We start from the raw sequence: 22,939 nt of genomic DNA on the forward strand, positions 1-22,939 counted from the left end.
ATGAGCGGCCGCAGTTCGCCAAGCCTGAAAATCCAGGATTGTGCCGATGATGGAAATTCGGGTATGACTTCGATCATGAAGCTCCTGCATTCCTTTGCTTTCTGTGTGCCCCTGGCCTGCGCGAGTGTCCTGTTCGCGGCAGACAGCACCCAGCGACCGATGGTTCTCAGCAAAACGCAGCTACTGCGTTTCAACACCGTCATTCGCGAGAACCGTGAGATCCGCGTGGAGAACGGCCGCTCGAAGCAGGTGAATGCCAAAGAGACCGCCGATGTGACCACCCGCTATGTGCAGCGACTCAATCTTCTCCGGCGTGTCGCGGGCGCAGGAGCGGAGGAAGTGCGAGTCAGCGAGTTCATGGGCGAGCTGTCGCATTTTAGAGCCAGGCCCGGGCAGAATCCGCCGCCGAATGAGCAGCCGTCCACACTCATGGGCAGAACCTTGCGTGTGCGAAAGAACAACGCGGGCTGGGTGTACGAGATCGCCGAAGGCAAGCCGACACCGGAGGAACGGCAGACGCTCGACCACCTCGCCTTCACTGCGGGCCTTCTCGACCTGCTTTCAGTCTGCATCGGCAACGAGCCGCGGAAACTGGGGGAGACCTGGAGGGCGGACATTCCCTCTCCTCGCGGCAAGGCGGCCGGACAGGCGGTGCTGAAAGAGGTTTCCTGTGTCTTTGCGAAGCTCGATGCCCAGCCCGACGCCAGCCTTGCCACCATCGTGATCTCCGGCGTCCTCAGCCTGGAGCGCCCGATGGGCTACAATTCGCATGTGGAAATCACCTTCGACGCCACGCTCGTCCGCCGGCTCTCCGACATGCTCGACGTGGATATGAAGATCAAGGGCACCTACGTGCTGAAGGGAGAGGCAAACATCGCCGGCGTGGGCAAAACCGAGCTCGACTTCAATTATCCCTACACCCTCACCCGCACCCTGAAGATCGAAGACAAATAGCCGCCGCCCGCGCAAAAATTCGTCATTCCACATTCGACATTCGCCATTCTTTCTCCTTCTTCCCGCCCTCCATTCAACCTGACACACACCATGCCACGCCCCGTCACTCTCTTCACCGGCCAGTGGGCCGATCTTTCCTGCGACACCATGATCCAGAAGGCCAAGTCCTTCGGTTACGACGGCGTCGAGCTCGCCTGCTGGGGCGACCACTTCGAAGTGGACAAGGCCGACCAGGCTTACTGCGATGCCAAACGTGCGAAGCTGAAGGCCGCTGGCATGCAGTGCCACGCCATTTCCACCCACCTCGTCGGCCAGGCCGTGTGCGACAACATCGACGCCCGTCACGCGCAGATCCTCTCGCCCGCGATCTATGGCGACGGCAATCCTGAAGGCGTGCGTCAACGTGCCGCCGAGGAGCTCATCAAGACCGCGCATGCGGCGAAGCGTTTCGGCGTCAGCGTCGTCAACGGCTTTACCGGCAGCAGCATCTGGCACCTCGTGTATTCCTTCCCGCCGAACCTCCCCGGCCAGATCGATGCCGGCTACGCCGACTTCGCCAAGCGCTTCAAGCCCATCCTCGACGAATATCAGAAGCTCGGTATCCGCTACGCGCTCGAAGTGCATCCCACCGAGATCGCGTTCGACATCGCCAGCGCTGAGCGTGCCCTGCAGGCCATCGACTACCATCCCGCCTTCGGCTTCAACTACGACCCCAGCCACTTCGGCTACCAGGGCGTCGATTACGTGAAGTTCCTCTACAAGTTCAGCGACCGCATCTTCCACGTGCACATGAAGGACGTTTCCTGGGGCATCGGCGACGGCACCGTCGGCGTCTTCGGCGGCCATGTCGATTTCCACAAGCCTTCCCGCTACTGGGACTTCAAGTCCGTCGGCCGCGGCAAGATCAACTTCGAGCTCATCATCCGCGCCCTCAACGACATCGAGTACGGCGGCCCGCTGAGCGTCGAGTGGGAAGACGGCGCCATGGACCGTGAATTCGGTGCCACCGAATCCGCCGCCTTCTGCAAGAAGATCGACTTCCCGCCTTCGAAGATTATCTTCGACGCCCAGTTTGCTGAGGCGAGCAAGTAAAGTGGTTCGCGCAGTCCCCTGTGCGGCGCCTGAAACTCTCCAACGGCCCGGAATGACCTTCCGGGCCGTTTTTTTGACTGGCTCAACTCTGCGGGAGGCGTAGCCTCCCAACATCATGGCCATCGTCAAAAGCGTTCGCAAACACACCGTCGAGGAATACTACGAGCTCGAAGAGAAAGAGGTGTACAAGAGCGAGTTCTATGATGGCGAGATCTTTGCCATGGCCGGCGGGTCGCCAGAACACAGCCTGATCGTCGCCAGTCTGCTTCGTGAACTGGGCATCAGGCTCAAAGGCAAGACCTGCACGCCTTACGACAGCAACCTGCGCATCAAAATTCCCGCCACCGGCCTCGTCACCTATCCCGACGCCTCGGTCTTCTGCAAAAAACTCGAGTTTGATCCAAAGGACAAGCGCCAGCAGACGGCCATCAATCCCACCATCGTCTTCGAGGTGCTGTCCAATTCAACCGAGAGCTATGATCGTGGCAAAAAGGCGGAGAACTACCGCCAGCTCGACTCTCTCAAAGCCTACGTCCTCGTCTCCCAGACCAGCCCCCACATCGAGATCTACGAACGCCACGGCGACGGTTTTTGGTTCCTCACCGAGGCCAAAGGCCTCGATCAAGAGCTTTCCATCAAGAGCCTCGGCCTCAAGCTTCCGCTCGCCGAGGTCTATGACCGCATGAAGTTCGGGAAGCAGAAGTGAATCAAAGACCGCTTTTTGCAGTTCTTTGGATGCCATCAAACAGCCAATAGTCACAATGAGTGAAGCGCCTGTCCATACGGAATCACCGAGTGCATCAAAGCATTCACGGGCCTGTTCACACGAGGTCCGGTTTCGTTGGAGGCTGATTGTCTATCTTTCAGTTTGGCTCCTAGCGGCAGCCGCATTTCAGATTTTTCTCCGGCCGATGGGACTGACCGAAACGACTCTTACTCCCTTGCAGCAACGCGTTCAATGGCCAATGTATGCGCCGATCATGGCTGTGGCGGGACTGGCGCAGGCGGCGACATGGCCTGCTTCGGCCGGAACCAGCAACGCCGTTGCTGCAGTCACAGCCTTCGCGATTCACGCAGCCCTGATGCTCCGTTGTGATGGGCGTCGTCACTTGCTCATGTTGACGACCGCGCAAGCACTGCTGCTTGCCATCGCGGTCACCTACTATGTCCGCTGGTCTGAGCTTCCCACAGGAGCATAGGCGCGGCTCAGGTTGGGGTGGTTTAGTTCCGGGGCGTGTCGTTCAAATCTGTCCGCAACTCCATCACCGTGCCGACGATGTGCTCCTCGGCCTTGTCACTCCAGCGAGTTGGGTGTGTGCCATAAATCATCGCCCCGCCGCCCTCGTATCCGCCTTCCTGCCAGATGCGCAGGCTCGGGATGTAGGCCATCACGTCGTTGGTGTAGCCGCTGACCCACACGATCGGGTCCTTGATGTCCTTTTTCAGTCGAAGAGAGTAATCCACGACGACCTCGCCTCCGAGTGTGACCCAGGTGAGTTCGCTGCCGAGGCGCAGTACCTGCACGGGATACGGATAAGTGGGCGACAGCGGCCCTTCATCGGCGATGCGCTTCAACACACGCGTCGCATGCGTGGCCTTCCACTTGTCGGTCGATTTCTGCTCCTCCAGAAGCTGCTCTTTTGTCGGCAGCGTGTCGTAGGCCAGCGGGACCTCACGATACGCGGCGCGTATCGGCCCAGTGAGGCGCTGCATGTGCGTTTCGAGCGCGGCCTGCACAGATGTCGCCAGTGATTGGCCGTGCTTCTGCGCCAGTTCCATCGTGCGCCGTGGATATGGATTCTGATCGCCGCTGCAGCCGTTCGCAAACATCGCCACAGCACCCGGATGCGCATGCTCGATCTCCTGCTGCGCGTAACCCGCATAGTCACCGCTGAACTTCTGATGTCCGAGCGTCGTGCAGTGACATGCGTAGCCGAACACAATGGCGATCTCCTTGCCCTCGGCACTCGCCGCCTTCAAGACAGGCACGGTTTGATCCACCGGGCCGTTTGGATTCGGGAAATTGTTCCAGCCGCCTTTGCCATCCGGCGTGCGGCGGTTCATCGAAACACCGCAGCGCGCCGTGCTGTAGTCGAGATGCGCGGGCACGGACTTCTGAATCGACTCACCCACCAGCCGGACCAGTGTGTCTTCCAGCTTCGAGGTGTATTCCGCCGCTTCCTTTTCACGCAATGCGACATCATCAGCCCCATGAATGCGGCTCGTGCGCAGTTCCGGACCGCTGTGCGTGTGCGAGGCGTTGATCGCGAGGTTTGCCGGCTCGATGCCGTGCTCCTTCTTCACGCGTTCGGCCACCGCGAGCCGCAGATTTCTCGGCACGCCGATCAAATCCATCGTGATGAGAGCGAACTTGGCCCCGGCCTGGTCCGTGATCACCAAAGCCTTCGCGAACAGGTCGAGTTCCACACCTTCCGATGGCTTTGTGCGTGCCGCGTAGCCCGCCATCCACATCGACTTCTCCGGAGTGATCTTTGCCGAGGCGGCTCCGGCTTTCCATGCCGGTGTTTCAGCCACCGGTGCGGCGGCGATGACGAAAACGGCGAGGAGGAGAGGCAGCCAAAGTTTCATGCACACGGGTAAGCAGTGGCTGCCCTGCTTCTTTCCTTGCCTCGCTGATTCAAAACCGGAACAATCCGCGCATGAAAACAAGAACGCGGCTTTCAGCATGGGTTTACCTGGCGGTACTCGTGGGCATCTTCACCCTTCAGAAGACATGGGGTGGCATCGTCCGCAGCGGACCGATTCCCACACCTGACCAAGCCATCGGTGACCTGACGCGGGCGACGTCGCTCGAACGCTCGACCTTCGCGAATGACAAGGCGTTCTTCACCCCCATTCGCAAGCCTCAGCCGGGCGACTGGCTGGCTGAGCACGATGAACCCGGCCAGACCGTCCTCGAGTATCGTCTGGGCTTGTCGGCATTGAAACCGACACCGGAACAGAAGGCTCTCTACATGTTGCCGCTCGGGCAATTCGAGCCCGGCAGCCCTTCTCTCGCCAAGCTCCGTGAGTTCGGCGCTGCCTTTTTTGGCATGGAGACACGGCTGTTGAGAGTGACGGCTGTGGAGAAGGTGCCCGCCAAACGCCGCATATTCGGGCGGCCCCCGAAACGGCAGCTTCTCTCCACGGACATCCTCGAGTGGCTGCCTGGCGTCAAACCGCGCGACGCTTACTCGATCATCGCCGTGACGATGGAGGACTTGTATCCCGACGAGGCCTGGAATTTCGTGTTCGGCCAGGCGACCTTGCAAGGCGGGGCGGGCGTGTTCAGTTTTGCACGCTACGACCCGGCATTTTATGGCATCAAACGAGATGAGCAGACGCAGGCGCTCATTCTCAAACGAAGCTGCAAGGTGCTGGCCCACGAAACCGGCCACATGTTCGGCCTGATGCATTGTGTGTTCTTCGAGTGTCTCATGAACGGCTCAAATCACCTCGACGAGACAGACACGAGGCCGATGCATCTTTGCCCCGTGTGTCTGCGCAAGCTGCAACTCAGCTCAGGTTTTGATCTCCTGAAACGCGAGGAGGCGCTGCTGAAGTTTTTCGAGGCCAATTCGATTACAGACGAGGCAGCTTGGTCGCGCCGCTGGCTGGAAAAGCTCCGCTCGGCCAAATGAGGCTCACCACAACTTCCACGCGACAAGTTGTTTGTCATCGCGTGCGAACAGACGGCTTCCTGCGAAAGCCGGATGCGCCCAAGTTTTGCCGATGATCTGCCAGCGAGTCAGTTCTTCGCGTTTTTCGGGCGTGAGTGCCACATAGACGAGTTCGCCGTCGGCATTGAGCAGCGCGGCGAGATTCTTCGACTCGTCCATCCATACGAGGCTCATCTGGGGATTGCGATCCTTTGGTGTGAGCGTGTTGTCATCGCTCCAGAGGATTTTGCCGGTCTTGAGCTCGAAGGCCGGTAATCCGCGATTTTTGTCGAGCATGTAAACAACGCCGTCTCTGAACAATGGAGCCGACATCAGCCCGCAGATGTCGGTTTCATTCTCCCATAGCAATTCGACGCCTGTTCCGAGCCGGAAGGTTTTCGCGCCGTGCCAGTAGCCGGAAACCATCAGCACGCCGTCATGAAACAGCGGCTGGGCGATGCTCACGCCATACGTGATCTTGTAGGGATGCACCCAGTTCACCGCACCCGTGTCCGGATTGAGGCTCTGCACATGTTCCGGCCCCCAGGCGATGAGTTGTCGTGCCCCGGCATGAGAAATGATCTCCGGTGTGCAGTAGCCCGCTTTGTCAGGCCCTCCGCGCCACACTTCTTTGCCGGTGTTCTTGTCCAAAGCGATGACTGATCCGTCCTTCGCTCCGACGTGCAGCAGCACACGATCTCCATCGAGGACTGGTGAAGCGGCAAAACCCCACGTGGGCACCTTTGCTCCGCAGGTTTCGACGGTGTTCACCTCCCAGATCGCTTTCCCTGTCGTTGCGTCCAGGCAAACCGCCACACCCGTGGCTCCCAGCGCATACGCCCGTCCTTCACGGATGTTCACGGAGGTGCGAGGCCCGGTGGCGTAATCCATGCTGCCGTAGCTCACTTCCCATTCGTGCTTCCACAGTTCCTTGCCGCTCTCGGCATCGAAGCACAGCATGCGTTCGACTTCTTTCGGCGTTTTCAGGCGATCCATCACATAGACGCGGCCTTGGCTCACGGTCACGCCGCCGAATCCAGCGCCGATGTTCGTTTTCCACATCTGTTGTGGCTCTTTGTTCGCAAAATCAGCGGGAAGGCCTTCGGGATTCCAGCGTCCATCGCCGTTCACGCCACGCCAGCGCGGCCAGTCCTGGGCGTGGAGTGTTGTGGTGAGCGCAAGCAGGCAAAAAACTTTTTTCATGCGTGCTCAATACGCATGAAGGCGTGTCAAGCATCGCGCTGGACAAAAGTTTTTCACACGTGGTGTTCCTCTCTTGCCGTGCCTCATGCATGCGCTACCTCGAACGTCCCAACCCCACCCCTTTCGATTTTCCCAACCATGTCTTCTGCTGCAGAACTGAACATCAACGTCGCCCATGTCGAACGCATCGCTGGCGAGCTGAAATTGAAGCCGATCCAGGTCGGCGCGACGGCCAAACTGCTCGCCGATGGCGCGACGGTGCCGTTCATCTCGCGTTACCGCAAAGAAGCGACCGGATTGCTCGATGAAGTGCAGATCCAGAACATCCAGGAGCGTCTCGGCCAACTCGTCGCGCTCGATGATCGCCGCACGGCCATCGTGAAGTCGCTCGAAGAGCGCAAGCTGATGACCGACGTGCTGCGCGCGAAGATTGAGAAGGCGGACACGATGAACGCGCTGGAGGACATCTTTGCGCCCTTCCGTCCGAAACGACGCACCAAGGCCACCATCGCAAAAGAGAAGGGTCTGGAGCCGCTGGCGGACTTCATCGAGCAAAACGTGCTCACCGCCGGAGTCGATCTCGATGCCGAGGCAGGCAAGTTTGTGAAGCTGGAGGCCGAAACGGATGAATTGAAGGTCAAAGACGCCGCCGAGGCGCTGGCCGGAGCCCGCGACATCATCGCCGAGCGCATCAGTGACACGGCAGAGGTGCGTGCGTCGCTGCGCAAGCTCTTCGCCGAGAGCGGCACGGTCACTTCCAAGGTGATGTTTGGCAAAGAAGAGGATCCAGAAGCGCAGAAGTTCCGCGATTACTTCGACTGGACGGAACCGCTCAAGTCCATCCCATCTCATCGCATGCTCGCGATCCGTCGCGGAGAAAAAGAAGGCTTCCTGCTCATGCGCATCCAGCCGTTGGAGGCCGATGCGGTGTCCTTGGTCGAGCGTCTGGCGGTGAAAGGCAACAACGCCTGCTCGGCGCAGGTGAAACAAGCCGCACAGGATGCCTACAAGCGTCTGCTCAGCTCCAGCATGGAGACTGAGGCACGCCTTGAATCGAAGAAGAAGGCCGATGCGGAGGCGGTGAAGGTCTTCGCTGACAATCTGCGCGAACTGCTGATGGCCGCGCCGCTCGGACAAAAGCGCACGCTGGGCATCGACCCAGGCTTCCGCACGGGTTGCAAGGTCGTCGTGCTGGATGCGCAGGGACAGCTTCTCTACAACGATGTTATTTACCTGCTTGGGGATGGCAACAGCCTCGTGCACGCGAAGAACCTGCTGCTCAATCTCATCGAACGTCACAAGATCGAAGCCATCGCCATCGGCAACGGCACCGCCAGCCGTGAGACGGAGATGTTTGTGAAGAAGATCGGCGTTCCGGCCTCGATTCCGGTCATCATGGTGAATGAAAGCGGCGCGTCGATCTACAGCGCCAGTGAAGTCGCCCGCGAGGAGTTCCCAAATCACGACGTCACCGTTCGTGGCTCCGTGTCCATCGCCCGCCGTTTGATGGACCCGCTGGCGGAGTTGGTGAAGCTCGATCCCAAATCCATCGGCGTGGGTCAGTATCAGCACGATGTCGATCAGACCATGCTGCAGGGCAGCCTCGACAACGTGGTGATCAGCACGGTGAACGCCGTGGGCGTGGAGTTGAACACGGCCTCGAAGCAGCTTCTCAGCTACGTCTCCGGCCTCAACAGCGCCCATGCGGCGAACATCGTGGCCTTCCGCAATGAGAACGGCGCGTTCAAGAGCCGCAAGGATCTGCTCAAGGTGCCGCGGCTCGGTGAAAAGGCCTTCGAGCAGGCGGCTGGCTTCTTGCGCATTCGCAGCGCGCCCAATCCGCTCGACTCGAGCGCCGTGCATCCCGAGCGTTACGCACTGGTGGAGAAGATGGCGGCCGATCTCGGCTGTGGCGTGGCCGATTTGATGCAGAAGCCGGATCTGCGCGCGAAAATCGACCTCAAGAAGTATGTGAGCGCCGACGTGGGCCTGCCGACGCTGCAGGACATCATGAACGAACTCGCGAAGCCGGGACGTGACCCGCGCAAGCAGTTCGAGGTCTTCAATTTCGCCGAAGGCGTGAACGAGATGAAGGATCTCACCGTCGGCATGAAGCTGCCGGGCATCGTGACGAACGTGACGGCGTTTGGCGCCTTCGTGGACATCGGCGTGCATCAGGATGGCCTCGTGCACGTCAGCCAGCTCGCCGATCATTTCATTCGCGACGCCGCAGAGGTCGTCAAAGTGGCCCAGCGTGTGACCGTGACGGTCACGGAAGTCGATATTCCGCGCAAACGTATCGCCCTGAGCATGAAGTCGAAGCCTGACTTCGAGAAGAAGCAGGGCGGCGGCGGCCCACGGCCCGCTGGTGGCGGTCAGGGCGGCGGCCAGCGCAGTTTCGGCGGCGGTGGCAATCGCAGTTCCGGTGGAGGCATGGGCAATCCATTTGGCGGCGGCGGAGGCGGTGTGGACTGGTTCACAGCCGCGGCGCAGAAAGGAAAGAAGTAACACAACGAACGCCCACGGCTCATGAGCGACATTGAATCCACAACTCCAGCACCGGACGAAGCAACCGACATCGCCACGCAGATCGTGAGGGCGATTCTTGCCGCGCCCGCGCACGTGAAGCCTTTGGAGGTGCTGAAACTCGTGTCGGAGCATCGGGAGGCCATGATCCCGGAGTTTCAAGGGGCCATTGATGACGCGCTGCAACTGTCGCGTCAGGGGCTGTTGCAGGAGCTGGGAGACTGGGTGCTGCCCGGCTACGCCACGGCTTTTCTCGCCGAATGGAAAGTGTCCGGCACGCATCAGAGGCTGCTGGACATCCTCAAGATGAAGGATGCGGACCGGGAGTGGCTGATCTCCGACGCGCTCACCGAAGACTGGCCGCAATTGCTTGCCGCCACTTTCGAAGGTGATCTGGCCCCCACGACCGAGGTGGTGCTGAACAAGCGTCTGGACGAGTTCGCGAGAGCGATGCCAGTGCACGCTGTGGGAAATCTCGTCCATGCAGGCATTGTGTCACGGGAGGCTGGCGAAGCGTGGTTCGGGATGCTCTTTGACAAGCTGGAACGAAAGGAAAGTTACTGCTGGGCGAAGCTGGCGCTCGTCGTCGCTGATCTGAAGATGGTCGAACTGCTGCCGAAGGTGAAAAAGGCCTTTGAGCGCGGTTTCTGCGACGAATATGTCGGCGGACCCTACGCTGACATCGAACTCGCGGCCCAAGGCGGCAACCCATGGGAAGAACAAGGCATGGTGTGGCGGGACGAATTCCAAAAGCCCGAGGTGGATGCCACCAAGATGATCTGCCGGTGGCCCTACTACTCCGCAAAGCGGCCCGATTTCGGGAATCACAAGGTCGGTGAGAAAAAGAGCCCCACAGTGACTCCGACGAAAGTCGGCCGGAACGAGCCGTGCCCCTGTGGCAGCGGAAAGAAGTACAAGAAGTGCTGTGGCGGTGCGGGTGGCTGAGTGCCGGTGCTTTGTGAAGGAATTGCGGTCTTGGGTCACTCCGATCTTGCCACTGGCGAGATGCCTTTTACGCTCCGCCACTTCCTTCCATGAAGCTTTCCCTGGTTCCAGCTGTTGTTCTGCCGTTGTTGCTCACTCAATGCGTCGATCCCTATTATGGACCACCAGGTCCGGGCGGCTATGGTCCCCAGGGTGGGCCCTATCCCGGCTCTTACAGGCAGGACCTGCGGGAGCAGGGCAATCAGGTGAACCGGCTGGCCTACGAGCGGGGTTTGCAGGAGGGCCAGAATGATGCACAGGCACGGCAAAGCCAGAACTACAACCGGCATCGCTCCAGTTTTGATCACAACACGGAGATGGCCTTCCGCGATGGCTACAATCAAGGCTACAGCCAGGCGAGCAGCCGCCTGGGTGGTGCTTATCCTCCGAACAGCGGCACGTATGTTCCGGTGCCGCCATCACAGCCACAGGCAAATGATCCCACCTACAACCAGGGCTACGACTACGGCCTGCGGGATCTGACAGGCGGCCGGCAGCCCGATCCAGCAGCGCATGTGGGGCGCTACGATCCGCGTCATCGCTCCAGCTTTGAGCGTGGCTACTACGATGGCTACAATTCACGGTCGAACCAGGGAGCACCGGGTGGCTCTGGTGGTCTTTGGTTCCGTTGACCCGCCGTTGTCGCATGGGCCAAAAAAAACACCGCCGGGACGACCAGCGGTGTTTTTTTCAAATGAGTCTGACAGAGAGTGTGGCTTACTCCTGGGCGGCAGCTTCGGGAGCGGCGGTCTCAGCGACCACTTCGGCCCTCGGCTTCGCAGGGGCCTTCTTGGCGGCCGGCTTCTTCGCGGGTGCCTTCTTGGCGCCTTTGTCGGCCTTGGCGCTGCGGGCCTTGCGGGAGATGCCTGCCTTGGCGAGTGCCTTCTTGCGTGCGAGGTACTTCTTACGGCGGCTGCGTTTGATGACTTTGTTGAGTTGCTGACCCATGATGGATAGTGATCGGTTGTCGTTTGCGGTTTTGAGGGCGGCAAGAGTTCCACCGATCAAGGTTGAATCAAGACCAAAAGCAACCGCAGGCCGGTTTCCCGGGCTGCGGTGCTGGAGAGAGAAGGGGCTGCTGGAAACGGGGCTTACTGCTCTGATTTGGGGCTTTCGGTCCTGGGTTCCAGTTTCGATTCCGCGTTGTTGGCTGCCTGCTGGGTCGGCGGGACTTTGAAAAGCTTGCCGGTGTAGGGGCATTTCACCGTCTGACCAGGACCCATGCCGGAGACGTCCACGAGCTGCGTTTTCCCCGCATAGGGACTGTTCACCATGTTGGCGCGGCCGGGAACGGGGGCACCGTAGGGCAGGTCGGCCACTGCTTTTGGGGCTGCGGGGGCTGGAGCATCGCTCCTCGGCGTGGTGGCGGGACCAGGCGTGGGCGGATCGTTCCTGACGACTTTCGGCGCAGGCTCTTCCAAGGGAATGCTCACCCGAGGGGTCGGTTCGCTGACACGCGGACGCGGGGCCGGACGGCTGCTCTTGTAAGGAGGAGTGGCGCTGTAGTAGCGGCTCGGCGTCGATGTGGAGGTGGATGGGGCGTAGTGGATCCGGTTGGGCATGCCGGAGCTCCAGTTTGAATACCACGTGTTCGATGGACGCGAGTAACTGCGCGTCGCATAACGCTGGCGATAGGACGAGCCGGTGTGGAATGGCAGGCTGGAGTGGCCGGTGGAGTAGTTCAGGTAGGTCAGCAGTCCGTTGGACTGGATGTACCGCCAGGCCTGACGCGGCGGCATCGAGCATTGGCACAGCAGCAGTGCCGCCATCAACGCGACGAACGCGCCGGAAACGCGCTGGAAGTCGGGGTGCGTTTTCATGATCGGATTGGTTTAAGAGGTGAGGAACGAAGAACCTGCGAGCACAGTGCTGGCAGCCCTTAATTCAAAACCATTCTGACAGGACGCCGTGTGGCAGGCAAGGAATCTGAGCTGTGGCGGACAGTGAAATCAGTCATGGTCATCTGAGTTTTCATAACCACCAGCCTGACTATTCGAAAACGCGGAGATGGCCCGACGCACGCGTCGATTTTTCAGGCCTGCTCGGTGGTCTGGAAGTCGGGGTAGGCGTTCGCGGCGTGTTCGGAGAAGTCCAGGCCATCAATCTGTTCCGTGTCGGAAGCCCGCAGCCCGACCAGCAGGTGCACCGTCTTGAAGATCGCGAAGCAGATGATGAACGACGTGAGCGTGACAGCAAATGTGCCCAGTGCCTGCACGCCCAGTTTCTGCACGTCAAAGCCGCCTTGATCGAACAAGGCCACGCTGAGGGTGCCCCACCAGCCGTTTGCAAGATGAACGGGCACGGCACCGACCGCATCGTCGATCCTCAGGCGTTCCAAGGCGATGGTGGCCACCGTGGTGACGATGCCCGCGATCAAACCGACCACCAAGGCGGAGGCGGGGGAGATGTTCGCGCAACAGGCGGTGATGCCGACCAGACCGCCGAGCGATCCATTGAGCGTGATGCCCACATCCGGCCGGCCTTGCACGAACCACATCGAGATCATCGCCGCGAGCGCCCCTGCGGCCGGTGCGATGGTGGTGTTCACGGCGATGCGGCCGATCGTGCCATTGCCGATGAGCGTGGAGCCGGCATTGAAACCAAACCAGCCAAACCACAGGATGAAAACACCCAGCGCGGCCAGCGGAACATTGTGCCCTGCGATCAACCGAGGCGTGCCGTCCTTCGCAAAACGCCCGTGTCTTGCCCCCACGACCAGGATGCCGGCCAGCGCACAAGCTCCGCCGCAGCCGTGCACCACCGTGGACCCCGCGAAATCGACGAAGCCCATGGCTTCCAGCCAGCCCTTCTCACCACCGACGCCAAACGCTCCGCCGAAGCTCCCCCAGGCCCAATGTCCGCCGAGCGGATACACCAGTCCCGCCAGCAAGCCGGCATAGACGAGGTAGCCGACGAACTTCGTGCGTTCTGCCATGGCACCGGAGACGATGGTGCAGGCGGTGCCGGCAAACACGACCTGGAAGAACCAGAAGGCCCACAACTGGTCGTCCGCGCCATGATTGGACAGCCAGAAGCCGTCGGAACCGATCCAGCCTCCGGCCGAGGTGCCGAACATCAGCCCGAATCCCAGGAACATGAAGACGATCGCGCTGATGCAGAAGTCGAGGAAGTTCTTCATGATGATGTTGATGCTGTTCTTCGCGCGGGCGAACCCCAGCTCGACCATGGCAAAACCCGCCTGCATCATGAAAACCAGCGCACCGGCAAGGACCATCCAAAGCGAGTTCAGATTCACCTGCACAGTGTCCACATCTGCCATCGTCGCAGCGCTCGCCGGTGCCGCCGGGGCAGGTTCGGCGGCGGTTTGAGGAGCACCGCTTTTCACCGCCTTCGCCACTTCATTAAGTGTGCCCTGGCTGGCGTCGAGCTTCTGAATGATGGTGTCGAGCCTGGCTTCGATCCGGTCGCTCTTTTCCTGGGCTGACAGTGGTGAGAGCAGGGCAAAAGCGGCCAGCAGGCTGAGTGGGAGATGCTTCATGAGGCGGGAGGTCTTCAAATGTTCAGGTGTTCGATCGCCGCATCGAGTTCGACGAGGAGCTGGCGGCGTTTCGAGGTGTTCGGCACGTGTTCGATGACGCTGACCGCCAGTTTGCGCACGGCGGCGGCATTGAGGCGATAGGGGTCGGGAATCTGCGCCTCGGTGATGGTGCGCTGGATCAGATTGATGGCCTGCGCACGTCCCATGACCTTGCCCAGGACGCTTTCCACGCACTGACGGACAGCGCCCCATTGATTCACCGTGGTCTCGGCTTTTTCCGTGATCTGGGCCAGTGCTCGCGGGCTGGTGACGACCAGTTCCTCGATGCCATCGGCCGAGGATGGAGCGGCGGGCTGCAATTCAGACGACGCGGCAGCCAGAGGGCCGGCGTGGTCATTCAACATCACAGAGGCAGCACTCGCGGCGAGATCGGGATCGGCCCTCGCGGTCAGGAAGAAGAGCATCACCGCCTCTCCGTGGGCCACGATCAGCAGTCCGCCGCCATCGAACTCCATGTAGATCTGCCGGATGTTCCGGCGCACCTGGCGGTAACCGTCGAGCATCTGCACGATGATCTCGCGCAGATTGTCCGCCCGCGTCTCGGAGAAGGGCATCTGGCGGTGGATGGTGTTGCGACCTTTGAAAAGCATCACGCCTGCGACGCCATCGAGACGTTGCAACGCGGCTGCGGCGGTGATCACGGGACTCAAGCTCATGAAATGACGGGAGAGGGCGGGATCAGCGTGCCAGGGCTTCGCGCACCTGCTTGATGGAACGGCGATGACTGCTCACCGAACCGTGCCACCTCCCCGGCTGGGTGGCGCTGATGGAGGTCTGTCCGTCACGATCCTCGACGATCGCCAGTTCCAGCCGGCGCATGCCGAGCGTCTCGGCCAGTTTGTCGGTGAAGTAGCCGACGTATTTGACCTCGCCCGCAAAACGCTGGGCAGACTCCGCGTCGCCGCCCGTGAGCGTTTCGCGTCCCTGGTGGGACTCCATCTTGATGAGACCAGGATCGGGTTCCATGGGGACGATGTTGGCGGGTTGCAGGCCGGCATGCCGGCTGCTGGAAATCGGAATGATGCGTGTTGGTTCCATCCGGGTGATCCCGGAAAGCATTACACGTGCCAGCTTGCTGATCCTGCTGTCAGCGTTCTGTAAGAGTCTGCCGCAAAGGAGGCTTGTACCGCACCTTGGAAGACGTCGTCAGTTGCGCAGGCCGCCCGTCACGGAATCGGCTTTGCCTCGGGCGTGAGCATGGCTGCCTTGTTCTCCGGCTTCTTGCGGTTGGCGACCTTTTCACTCGCTGGCACGCCGTCGATCACCGGATTCACCCGCGCACCGTCCGCAGGGAAGGGGATCGGCGTCAGGCACAGCACGTCGCCTTCCTTTGGGGCCTTGGCGGACTTTGCGGAGACGACAATTTGTTTTTCCGTGCCGAAGACAGGCTCCACATTCATGCGCTTGAGCGTGTTTTGCGCGGTGATGAGGATGATCTCGTCACCGGCTCTCACGGCGGCGCGAGGAATGATGAACACATCATCCAGCGGCTCGCCCTCAATCTCTGCTTCGACGAACTGGCCGATTTTCAGCGGTGGGGCGCCATCGGCCCGCTTGGAGAAGGGATTGTCGATTTGCGCGACGGCCGTGGTTTGACGCGTCTCGGCATCCAGGGCGCTCTCGACACGCACCAGGCGGCCCTCCCAGACCACTGGCTTTCCTGCGGCCGTCGTGCGCAGGCGGACCTTGGCGGCGACCGTGGGCTGTTGCGCATCACGGTAGTGCTCTGGCAACTGGAGATGCTGGCTTTCCCGTTCTGGCAGTGGCAGCCGGATTTCGACGAAGTCCGTCGCGAAAATGCGCCCCAAGGTGCTGCCGGGCGTCACATACTGGCCCACATCGGCCGCCTGCTCCAGCACCTGGCCGGCGTAAGGGGCGCGGATGACCGTGCGCTGCACATCGCGCTCGGCTTTGACCACCCGGGCCTCAGCAGCTGCCAGATCCGCCTTCGCACGGGCTACCTGAGGGCTGCGGGTGACCAGTTCGCTCGGCGCTCCCTGGCGTCCCAGTGTTTTCCAGTTTTCCAGGGACTGCTCGGCCTTCGCCTCCTCCTCCGCCACCGTCACCTTCGCCAGCGCCACCGAGGCTTTCGCCACGGTCACGGCCGTTTCGTAATCCACGGGGTCCAGTTTCACCAAAACCTCCCCCTTCTCGAAGAAACCGCCTGGCCTGAACGACGGGCTGACCTCCACGATCATTCCCGCCACCTCGGGAAGCAGTGTGCTGCGCGTGCGCGGCTGCACCGCTCCCTGGGAGGCCACCCGCACAGGGTAACTCGTCTTCTTCAGCGTGATGCCCTCCACCGTCACCAGCACGGAGCGCGTCTCCATCGTCGGCATCTCCGGCCTGTGCGTCAGCAGCCACCAACCATACCAGCCGCAGACAGCCAGGATGATCAGAGGGAGAAGTGCGCGGATGATTTTAACCATGCGAAAGGTAGAACGCCTGAAAATGCGCCTGGATTCAACCCGCGCACGAATTAGTCCGCGAAACCGCGTGAATCACAGCTTCGCGAGGCTGTCGTCCAGCGCGGCGATGACCGTGCTGATGCTCGCCTCGGTCTCGTCGCCCATGTTCGAGACGCGGAAGGTCTTGCCCTTCAGCTTCCCGTAACCGCCGTCGATGATCATGCTGTGGTTCTTCTTCAGCAGGGCGATGAAGGCCGCCACGTCGATGCCCTTGTTGTTGGCGACGCAGGTCAGCGACTTGGAGCGATAACCTTCCGGCGCGAAGAACTCGAAGCCGTTGCGGCGCACCCATTCGTGAACCATGCCGTTGAGCTTGGCGTGACGCGCGTAGCGGTTGTCCACGCCCTCGGCGAAGATCTTGTTGAGCTGATGACGCAGGCCGTAGATCAGCGAAATGCACGGCGTGCTCGGCGTCATGCTCTTCTCGCCGTTCGCCTTGAACTCCAGGAAGTCGAAGTAGTAGCCGCGGTCATTGATCGTCGCCGCACGCGCCATGGCGGCCTCGCTGGCGGTGAAGAGCGCGAGGCCCGGAGGCAGCGCGAAGGCCTTCTGGCTGCCCGTGAGCAGCACGTCCAGGCCGAGTTCGTCGAAGTTCACCGGCACCGTCGTGAAACCGGACACCGAATCCGTGATGAACATCACCTCGGGATACTTCTTCTTCAGCGCCGCGATCTCCGCGATGGGGCTGAGCACGCCGGTGGAGGTTTCGTTGTGGATGAAGGTCACCGCGTCGAACCCGCCCGTGGCGAGACGCTTGTCGATCTCCGCCGCCAGGATCGGCTGGCCCCATTCGACCTGATAGGCCTCGGCTTCCTTGCCGCAGCGCTTGGAAACGTCCAGCCACTTGTCGGAGAAGGCCCCGTTGCAGCAGTTCAGCACCTTTTTCTTCACCAGATTGCGGATCGAGCCCTCCATCACGCCCCAGGCCGAGGACGTGCTCAGAAACACCTGCTGCTTCGTGCCAAACAGCGTCTGCAGCATCGGCTGGATCTCGGCATACAGGTCCTGGAATCCCTTGCCGCGATGCCCGATCATCGGCTGCGCCATCGCAGCGTAGGTGTCAGGGCTGACTTCAACGGGTCCAGGGATGTAAAGTTTGACGTGGGTGCTCATGCTTTGGGGGGAAGGGAGCGCCGAGTGTAGGGCGCTCAGGCACCCGCGCAAGAGCGAGAAAACCCTGATTCGGGGCTCAAAACCGCGTTGAATTGTGTGACTTGACGCGTGTTGGCCCATTTCATAGAACCAGAGGATGAGACTCTTCACAATTTGTCTTGGTGCCGCCTACGTTCTCGGGTGCGCCTATGGAAGTATTCAGGGCGGGGATTCCAAAATCATCGACTTCACGAAATCCTCCAAAGAGGACCCAAGATTCACCTTTGAGCCAGCAGAGAAGCTCGATCTTACGACTCAAGGTCTCGGGAGGAGCGGTGCTCCGACCTCATTGGTTGATGGCTCATTTACCACGACGCCGATTGCTGTCGGTCTCGCCTGGCGACCACTGAGGCAGCTCACTCTCAGAGCCATCATTTCCCCACCACCGCAACCCTATGAGTATGGCGATGGCCAGAAGGGAAAACCATGGCGTGGACAGCTTTTCGTTCGTTACAGCCCCGACAAGAAACATTGGTCCACCTGGCAGGCACTTGAAATTGTCGCCGCGCCGAAAGAGGGCGACAAAGGAACTCAATTTCGTGTCAGTTTGTGGATTCCTGAGATCGAGAGGAGAACGTATGACGCCTTCTATGACGAGTATCGAAAACTCGATGTGGCTTGGGCTAGCGATGAAGAGGCGATGGTGAAATGGATTCTGGAAAAGCAGCCTGATTTTTTCTCAAAGCACCTGCCGTTTATCGGCTACGTCCAGTTTCATTTTGAAGCGCCATTTCACGGCGGGCAGCGTCTCAAATCCTTCGAGTACAGCAGCACTTGGGGGATGTCTGGCCTGGCGACGATTCCCAAAGACCCAATTGCGAGAAAGCATAGCGAAGGCCCATGGCGCTTTGATGCCACGAAGGAGAAGTAAGGCTTCACGCCCACCCAAGCCACTCCTTCAGCGTCTTCATATCCCGCAGATGCGCCTCGCGGAATCCCTTGAGCACCGCCGCGTCCTTCGGATCGCCTCCGAGATACTCGACATGCAGCGAGATCGGGCCGCTGTAGCCGGTCTTCATGAGCATCTTGCCGTACGCCGGGTCCACCTGGCCTTCGCCGAGCGGCACGGTGACGAGCTTGCGCCCCTCCCACTTGTAGTCTTTGAAATAAGCCGCGCCGATGTGGTCTTTGACGAGGTTGAACTCCAGCGGCCAGGACTTCCCGCCCTCGCAGGTGGCGTGCAGGATGTCGAAGGCGAAGCTGAACTCCGCCGCCGGATACTCCCGCATGATGGAGAAGATGTCCCACACCGGCGCGCCAAAGTAATCCTGCCCGCTGTGATTCTGAAACATCGGCTGGATGCCGATCTCTTTGCACAGGGCCACGAGGTCTTTGATCTTCGGCCGTATGGCCTGGAGCTGCTCCCAGATCGGCTGCTTCAGGTCGTATTTGAAGTAGTTCATGCGGAAGCGCTTCACGCCCAGCTTCGCCGCCGTGCTCAGCACCTCCTCCGTGCGCTGCTCCGCGCTCACCTCGTTGATGCCGGAGGTCATGATCATCATCTCGAGGTTTTGCTTTTTCAGCGCTTCGACAAATTTCGGCAGCTCATCCACCACTTGCTCCGGCGTGATGTGCCCTGCCTTCGGACGAATCGGCGCCTCGATGCCATTCACGCCCATCTCCGCGCCCAGACTGGCGATGTCGTCATAGCTCAGGCCGATGAGATGCTTCGTGAAGAAGCAGATCTTGTTTTTCACTTTCGGCGTTTCCGCCAACAACGGAGCGGTAAAAGCCAAAGCGGAGAGGTTGCCAAGAAAAGCGCGACGTGTGTTCATGAGAGGCAGCTTGAACGCCACCGTGCGCTCGACTCCTTCACTCATCATGCATTCCATTTCCGGTCAGAACATCGTCATCATGGGCGGCACGACGGGTCTAGGCCTTTCCGCCGCGAAAAAACTCGTCGCCGCCGGCGCGAACATCGTCGTCACTAGCCGCACGCAGGCCAAAGTCGATGCCGCGCTGGCCGAACTCGGCCCGCAGGCCCGCGGCTTCGCCGCCGATGCCGCCACGCCGGAGGCTGCCGAGCGTGCCGTGGCGATGTTTGACCGGCTCGACGTGCTCTACCACGTCGCGGGCGGCAGCGGACGCTCGAAAGGCGACGGCCCGCTCCACGAACTCACCGATGAAGGCCTCGACTACACCCTCGACCTCAATTTGAAGTCCGTCGTGCTCTCGAATCGCGCCGCGATCCGTCAATTCATCCAGCAAGGCACCGGCGGCGTCATCCTGAACATGGCCAGCGTGCTCGGTTACTCGCCCTCGCCGAAGTTTTTCGCCTCCCACGCCTACGCGGCGGCAAAAGCGGGCATCATTGGCTTCAGCAAATCCATCGCCGCTTACTACGCCCCGCAAAACATCCGCGTGAACGTCATCGCTCCTGCACTCGTCGAGACACCGATGTCTAAACGCGCCGCGACGAATGACGACATCATGACCTTCATCAAAACCAAGCAACCCCTCGACGGCGGCCGAATCGGGCATCCCGACGACTGCGATGCCGCCGCACTCATGCTGCTCAGCCCCGATTCCAAATTCATCACCGGCCAGGTCCTCGCCGTCGATGGCGGATGGAGCGTCAGCGAAGGTCAGATCCATGCTTCTTAACCGCTGATAAGACGCTCATTTGACGCTGATGGATCGGATATTAGCGTCATGTCAGCGTCACATTAGCGGTTTCCAATTCTCCACATCCAACCTGAAACTTGAAACCTGAAACGTTGAACTTGGCCATCGGCATCGACCTCGGCGGCACGAACATCAAAGCCGCGCTCGTGGGCACGCAGTCCGCGAAAACGCTCGCCACGCTCTCGAAACCCACGCGTGATGGCGAATTCGACGGCGATACGCCACGTTTCGCCCTCACCGTGCGCGAGATCGTGAGTGAATTCGAAGCGCAGGCAGGCCGAAAGCTCGCCGTCGGCCTCTCCGCACCCGGTTTGGCGAATCCGAACGGCCAATGCATCGACTGGATGCCTGGACGCATGCACGGACTCGAAAAGTTCAATTGGTCCGCCTTCCTCGAACGCGACTGCCGCGTGCTCAACGACGCCCACGCCGCCCTCCTCGGCGAAGTCTGGGCCGGAGCCGCGAAGAACTGCCAGGATACCTTCATGCTCACTCTCGGCACCGGCGTCGGTGGTGCGATTTACAGTGGCGGACGCCTCCTCAGCGGCAAGATCGGTCGCGCCGGTCATCTCGGCCACATCAGCATCGACTCGAACGCCCCGCGCGACGACTTCAACACGCCCGGCAGCCTTGAAGACGCCATCGGCAATCAAACCATCGCCCAACGCGGCGGAGGTCGCTACGCCACCACGCATGCGCTGCTCGATGCCTATGCCGCGGGCGATGAACATGCCAAAAAAGTCTGGCTCACCTCCGTCCGCCATCTCGCCGCCGCCATCGCCTCGCTCATCAACGTCCTCGATCCCGAACTCATCATCCTCGGCGGCGGCATCGCCACTGGTGCGAAGGAACTTCTTTTCAAGCCGCTCCAACAAGCTCTCGACACCTTCGAATGGCGTCCCGGTGGCAGCCAAGCCCGCATCGTGCCTGCGGAGCTAGGTGACAGCGCCGGGTGCCTCGGTTCTGTTTTCAATCTACTTAACCGCTAATTGGACGCTGATTTAACGCTAATATCAGAATCCCATATCAGCGTCCTGTTAGCGTCTTATCAGCGGTTCAAAAATCTCATTTCTCCATGACTCCAGCACTCCAATACCTCGAAGCCTCTGAACGCCTCCTAAACCGCGTCCGTGACCAACTCCCCCTCATCCAGCAGACCGCCGACCTCTTCGCGAAGACCATCCTCGCCGGCCAAATGGTCCACGTCTTCGGCTCCGGGCACAGTCGCATCCTCGTTGAGGAAATGTGGCCGCGATACGGCTCCTTTCCGGGCTTCAATCCCATCGTCGAGCTCTCACTGACCTTCCACAACCTCGTCGTCGGCGCGAACGGCCAGCGCCAGGCCATGTTCCTCGAAAACGTCAGCGGTCTCGCCAACCGCATCCTGCGCAACTTCGACCTCCAGCCCGGCGACAGCGCGCTCGTCATCTCCAGCAGCGGCTGCAACGTTGTCCCCGTCGAGATGGCCGAGGAGTTTCAGAAACGCGGCGTCAAGGTGGCCGCCATCATCAGCACCACCCACAGCGTAGCCAGCACCAGCCGCCACCGCGACGGAAAGAAGCTCCAGGACTTCTCCGACATTGTCCTCGACACCGGCGCCCCCGTCGGTGACGCCATGGTGAAAATCGAAGGCCTCGACACACCCGTGGCCCCCGGAAGCACCGTCGGCGGCTGCCTTCTCGTGAACGCCATCAAAGCCGAGGTGGCAGATCGTCTCACCAAAGCCGGCCAACCACCGAAGGTGCTGACCGCTGGAGCCGTTGTCGGAGCCGCGAAGGCCACCGAGCTGTTTGAAGCCGCTTATGATGAGCACGCGCGACGCATTGCGAGGTATTATGCGAAGCTGGGGGTATGAATTAACCATGCCATGCGCCTTCACTACTATTGCATGAGCCATCTCGGATTGCCCCTTGAGTCGTTCATGGGCGTTCATCCCCTTCTGAAGGGAGATTCTTGGGTGACGGAAGACCTTTCGATTGGCGATGTGGGACTCCGTCCTCCCAAACACACTATGGAAGACCGCCTCTCATCCTTGGATTGGATGACACCTGATCTCGAAAGCGAATGGGGTATTGATAACCTTCGACAATACGAAGATCTCGCCAGCCTGTTCGAGGTTGCGGGTGATGGCGATGGGCATCGTTATTACCTTTCGACGGTTTCGCGGCAATTCTACGTCTGGTGGCGCTTCGGGCCTCAGCGCGTCACCCCCTGCAATCTTGGGAGCGATAATTTTATCGATTGGCTGGTTGAGCAGTATCCAGAACAGCCAAAGGGGCGTTCCTGGACAACATTTGCCGCCTTAGGGGAGCCTGAATCTGTGAAGTTGCCGAATGGAGAAGAGACGAGGATTCGACTGGGGAATACTTCGGGATTCAGTTGCGCGCATAACACCTGCTTTCCGCTTGCTGAGATAGAGGCGCTCGCCTCCGAGGTCTTGTCCGATCCAGTTGTTTATCGCAACGAAGAATCGTATTCGGCCCTTGATCCCGCCAGACCGTTGCTGATTGAGGCGTTCCACAATCACAGAGGTTTTTACACCCATATGCATCTCTCAGCGAACAACCGAGCCATAGCGGACAAAGATTTTGTAGCCCGAGTTGTATCGTTTCAAAAGTCGTTGTTGGCTGCTGGTTTTTGCCACCCAGACAGTCGTGAACTGTCGCGAATACCCAGCGACTTTCTGTAACTTACCGCCCGAGCGGTTGTTCTTTGCG

The 22,939-nt window shown here is 60.3% G+C and carries 23 protein-coding genes; 13 read left to right on the forward strand and 10 right to left on the reverse strand.

Features of this window, described 5'->3' with window-relative positions; all coding sequences use genetic code 11:
* Positions 1-75: 75 nt before the first annotated feature.
* From IAE77_RS21845 to IAE77_RS21860, 4 genes are all read left to right on the forward strand, one after another.
* Positions 76-954 (forward strand): hypothetical protein, encoded by an 879-nt coding sequence (locus IAE77_RS21845; RefSeq protein WP_294231341.1) that lies wholly within the window; start codon positions 76-78, stop codon positions 952-954.
* 90 nt (positions 955-1,044) lie between these two features.
* Positions 1,045-2,046 (forward strand): sugar phosphate isomerase/epimerase, encoded by a 1,002-nt coding sequence (locus tag IAE77_RS21850; protein ID WP_294231343.1) that lies wholly within the window; start codon positions 1,045-1,047, stop codon positions 2,044-2,046.
* 115 nt (positions 2,047-2,161) lie between these two features.
* Positions 2,162-2,752, forward strand: coding sequence for a Uma2 family endonuclease (locus IAE77_RS21855; protein ID WP_294231345.1), 591 nt, complete (start codon positions 2,162-2,164; stop codon positions 2,750-2,752).
* Positions 2,753-2,957: 205 nt separating this feature from the next.
* Complete coding sequence (locus IAE77_RS21860) at positions 2,958-3,245, forward strand: hypothetical protein (protein ID WP_294231347.1); 288 nt, start codon at positions 2,958-2,960, stop codon at positions 3,243-3,245.
* Positions 3,246-3,267: 22 nt separating this feature from the next.
* Here the strand turns inward: IAE77_RS21860 and IAE77_RS21865 are convergent, their stop codons facing one another.
* A complete protein-coding gene (locus IAE77_RS21865; RefSeq protein ID WP_294231349.1) occupies positions 3,268-4,635 on the reverse strand; it encodes a neutral/alkaline non-lysosomal ceramidase N-terminal domain-containing protein in 1,368 nt (455 codons plus the stop codon).
* 71 nt (positions 4,636-4,706) lie between these two features.
* Here IAE77_RS21865 and IAE77_RS21870 point away from each other — a divergent pair, with 71 nt between their 5' ends.
* The gene (locus IAE77_RS21870; protein ID WP_294231351.1) at positions 4,707-5,687 is read left to right on the forward strand and encodes a hypothetical protein; all 981 of its coding nucleotides are present in this window, start codon (positions 4,707-4,709) and stop codon (positions 5,685-5,687) included.
* A 3-nt stretch (positions 5,688-5,690) separates the two neighbouring features.
* Here IAE77_RS21870 and IAE77_RS21875 read toward each other — a convergent pair whose 3' ends face one another.
* A complete protein-coding gene (locus tag IAE77_RS21875; protein WP_294231352.1) occupies positions 5,691-6,908 on the reverse strand; it encodes a PQQ-binding-like beta-propeller repeat protein in 1,218 nt (405 codons plus the stop codon).
* 138 nt (positions 6,909-7,046) lie between these two features.
* Here IAE77_RS21875 and IAE77_RS21880 point away from each other — a divergent pair, with 138 nt between their 5' ends.
* The 3 genes from IAE77_RS21880 to IAE77_RS21890 all read left to right on the forward strand — a co-directional run bounded on the left by IAE77_RS21880 (position 7,047) and on the right by IAE77_RS21890 (position 11,050).
* Positions 7,047-9,416: a Tex family protein gene (locus IAE77_RS21880; RefSeq protein WP_294231354.1), complete on the forward strand. Its 2,370-nt coding sequence runs from the start codon at positions 7,047-7,049 to the stop codon at positions 9,414-9,416.
* Between the two features lie 21 nt (positions 9,417-9,437).
* Positions 9,438-10,379: a DUF1186 domain-containing protein gene (locus tag IAE77_RS21885; protein WP_294231356.1), complete on the forward strand. Its 942-nt coding sequence runs from the start codon at positions 9,438-9,440 to the stop codon at positions 10,377-10,379.
* A gap of 89 nt (positions 10,380-10,468) precedes the next feature.
* Entirely contained in the window at positions 10,469-11,050 is a 582-nt protein-coding gene (locus tag IAE77_RS21890) for a hypothetical protein (protein WP_294231358.1), read from the forward strand.
* 85 nt (positions 11,051-11,135) lie between these two features.
* Here IAE77_RS21890 and IAE77_RS21895 read toward each other — a convergent pair whose 3' ends face one another.
* The 7 genes from IAE77_RS21895 to IAE77_RS21925 all read right to left on the reverse strand — a co-directional run bounded on the left by IAE77_RS21895 (position 11,136) and on the right by IAE77_RS21925 (position 17,558).
* Positions 11,136-11,366 carry a hypothetical protein gene (locus tag IAE77_RS21895; RefSeq protein WP_294231360.1) on the reverse strand — a complete coding sequence of 77 codons (231 nt, stop codon included), beginning with the start codon at positions 11,364-11,366 and terminating at the stop codon, positions 11,136-11,138.
* A gap of 143 nt (positions 11,367-11,509) precedes the next feature.
* Positions 11,510-12,238, reverse strand: a complete 729-nt coding sequence (locus IAE77_RS21900) for a hypothetical protein (RefSeq protein WP_294231362.1) — start codon at positions 12,236-12,238, stop codon at positions 11,510-11,512.
* 212 nt (positions 12,239-12,450) lie between these two features.
* Positions 12,451-13,917, reverse strand: coding sequence for an ammonium transporter (locus IAE77_RS21905; protein WP_294231364.1), 1,467 nt, complete (start codon positions 13,915-13,917; stop codon positions 12,451-12,453).
* 14 nt (positions 13,918-13,931) lie between these two features.
* A complete protein-coding gene (locus tag IAE77_RS21910) occupies positions 13,932-14,633 on the reverse strand; it encodes a hypothetical protein (RefSeq protein ID WP_294231367.1) in 702 nt (233 codons plus the stop codon).
* A gap of 22 nt (positions 14,634-14,655) precedes the next feature.
* Entirely contained in the window at positions 14,656-14,943 is a 288-nt protein-coding gene (locus IAE77_RS21915; RefSeq protein WP_294231369.1) for a hypothetical protein, read from the reverse strand.
* A gap of 200 nt (positions 14,944-15,143) precedes the next feature.
* Complete coding sequence (locus IAE77_RS21920) at positions 15,144-16,406, reverse strand: efflux RND transporter periplasmic adaptor subunit (RefSeq protein ID WP_294231371.1); 1,263 nt, start codon at positions 16,404-16,406, stop codon at positions 15,144-15,146.
* A gap of 72 nt (positions 16,407-16,478) precedes the next feature.
* On the reverse strand, positions 16,479-17,558 hold the full coding sequence (locus IAE77_RS21925) for an alanine--glyoxylate aminotransferase family protein (protein ID WP_294231373.1): 1,080 nt from the start codon (positions 17,556-17,558) through the stop codon (positions 16,479-16,481).
* A 136-nt stretch (positions 17,559-17,694) separates the two neighbouring features.
* On the opposite strand from IAE77_RS21925, the gene IAE77_RS21930 reads away from it, so the two are divergent.
* The gene (locus IAE77_RS21930; protein ID WP_294231375.1) at positions 17,695-18,468 is read left to right on the forward strand and encodes a hypothetical protein; all 774 of its coding nucleotides are present in this window, start codon (positions 17,695-17,697) and stop codon (positions 18,466-18,468) included.
* A gap of 4 nt (positions 18,469-18,472) precedes the next feature.
* On the opposite strand, the gene IAE77_RS21935 is transcribed toward IAE77_RS21930, so the two are convergent.
* Positions 18,473-19,372: a TIM barrel protein gene (locus IAE77_RS21935; RefSeq protein WP_294231377.1), complete on the reverse strand. Its 900-nt coding sequence runs from the start codon at positions 19,370-19,372 to the stop codon at positions 18,473-18,475.
* 46 nt (positions 19,373-19,418) lie between these two features.
* Between IAE77_RS21935 and IAE77_RS21940 the strand changes: the two genes are divergently transcribed.
* From IAE77_RS21940 to IAE77_RS21955, 4 genes are all read left to right on the forward strand, one after another.
* A complete protein-coding gene (locus IAE77_RS21940) occupies positions 19,419-20,201 on the forward strand; it encodes an SDR family oxidoreductase (protein ID WP_294231379.1) in 783 nt (260 codons plus the stop codon).
* A 98-nt stretch (positions 20,202-20,299) separates the two neighbouring features.
* The gene (locus tag IAE77_RS21945) at positions 20,300-21,211 is read left to right on the forward strand and encodes an ROK family protein (protein ID WP_294231381.1); all 912 of its coding nucleotides are present in this window, start codon (positions 20,300-20,302) and stop codon (positions 21,209-21,211) included.
* 86 nt (positions 21,212-21,297) lie between these two features.
* Positions 21,298-22,077: an SIS domain-containing protein gene (locus IAE77_RS21950; RefSeq protein ID WP_294231383.1), complete on the forward strand. Its 780-nt coding sequence runs from the start codon at positions 21,298-21,300 to the stop codon at positions 22,075-22,077.
* A 12-nt stretch (positions 22,078-22,089) separates the two neighbouring features.
* The gene (locus IAE77_RS21955; protein ID WP_294231385.1) at positions 22,090-22,911 is read left to right on the forward strand and encodes a hypothetical protein; all 822 of its coding nucleotides are present in this window, start codon (positions 22,090-22,092) and stop codon (positions 22,909-22,911) included.
* Positions 22,912-22,939 lie beyond the last annotated feature (28 nt).

Origin of the sequence: Prosthecobacter sp., from assembly GCF_014879935.1 — a bacterium.
Classification (GTDB): Bacteria; Verrucomicrobiota; Verrucomicrobiia; order Verrucomicrobiales; family Verrucomicrobiaceae; genus Prosthecobacter.